The 1,570-nt window shown below is 48.8% G+C and carries 1 rRNA gene (cut by a window edge); it reads right to left on the bottom strand.

Going from position 1 to position 1,570, the window contains the following annotated elements:
• A 23S ribosomal RNA gene (locus tag M2651_RS14185) occupies positions 1-1,569 on the bottom strand (it extends 1,434 nt beyond the left edge of the window).
• Position 1,570: the final 1 nt, after the last annotated feature.

The raw sequence follows: 1,570 nt of genomic DNA, 5'->3' as shown, positions 1-1,570 counted from the left end.
TAATTTCGCTCCCCATCACACCTCAGTTACTCCAGACGGATTTGCCTATCTGGAAACCTAAATGCTTAGACGCACTAATCCAAAAGTGCGCACACCCTATCCTTCTGCGTCACCCCATCTCTGATAACGCCACTTCCGGTATCGGAATATCAACCGATTGTCCATCACCTACGCCTTTCGGCCTCGGCTTAGGTCCCGACTAACCCTGAGCGGACGAGCCTTCCTCAGGAAACCTTAGGTTTTCGACCAATGAGATTCTCACTCATTTCTCGCTACTTATGCCAGCATACTCACTTCTGCATCGTCCACCACTCCTCACGGTATGACTTCAGCCAATGCAGAAAGCTCCTCTACCGCTCTTTCGAGCCCATAGCTTCGGTGGTAAGTTTTAGCCCCGGACATCTTCGGCGCAGGATCTCTCGACTAGTGAGCTATTACGCACTCTTTAAATGAGTGGCTGCTTCTAAGCCAACATCCTAGTTGTCTTAGAAATCCCACATCCTTTTCCACTTAACTTACACTTTGGGACCTTAGCTGATGGTCTGGGCTGTTTCCCTTTTGACTACGGATCTTATCACTCGCAGTCTGACTGCCGGGGTACAAGTATATGGCATTCGGAGTTTGATAGGGTTCGGTAACCTAAAAGGCCCCTAGCCCATTCAGTGCTCTACCTCCACTACTTATTTTACCCGACGCTATCCCTAAAGATATTTCGAGGAGAACCAGCTATCTCCGAGTTCGATTGGAATTTCTCCGCTATCCACAGCTCATCCCATGGTTTTTCAACACCAACGTGGTTCGGTCCTCCACGGAATTTTACTTCCGCTTCAACCTGTCCATGGATAGGTCACCCGGTTTCGGGTCTACGACATGCAACTAATTGCCCTGTTCAGACTCGGTTTCCCTTCGGCTCCATACCTTAAGTACTTAACCTTGCTGCACATCGTAACTCGCTGGCTCGTTCTACAAAAAGCACGCGGTTAGACATTAACGTCCTTCCACTGTTTGTAAGCACACGGTTTCAGGTTCTATTTCACTCCCCTCCCGGGGTTCTTTTCACCTTTCCCTCACGGTACTGCTCCACTATCGGTCACTAGGTAGTATTTAGCCTTGGGAGGTGGTCCTCCCTGCTTCCCACAAGGTTTCACGTGTCTCGTGGTACTCTGGATCAGAACTTTTGATTATTCACTTTCATCTACGTGGCTATTACACTTTATAGCGAAGCTTTCCAGCTTTCTTCGATTAGTGACATCTCAATTTTATGTTCTGTCCGCAACCCCAATCCCGTAAGGGATTGGTTTGGGCTCTTTCCCTTTCGCTCGCCGCTACTTAGGAAATCGATGTTTCTTTCTCTTCCTCCAGGTACTTAGATGTTTCAGTTCCCTGGGTTACCTTCCTGTACCTATGGATTCAGTACAGGATACACAGCTTTAGCTGTGTGGGTTGCCCCATTCGGAAATCTCCGGATCACAGGCTATTTGCGCCTACCCGAAGCTTATCGCAGCTTATCACGTCCTTCTTCGGCTCCTAGTGCCAAGGCATTCACCATGCGCTCTTCGTAGCTTGACCT

This window comes from Clostridium caldaquaticum, assembly GCF_023806125.1.
GTDB classification, from domain to species: Bacteria; Bacillota; Clostridia; order Clostridiales; family Clostridiaceae; genus Clostridium_AT; species Clostridium_AT caldaquaticum.
This window is presented reverse-complemented; position numbering and strand designations above follow the sequence as displayed.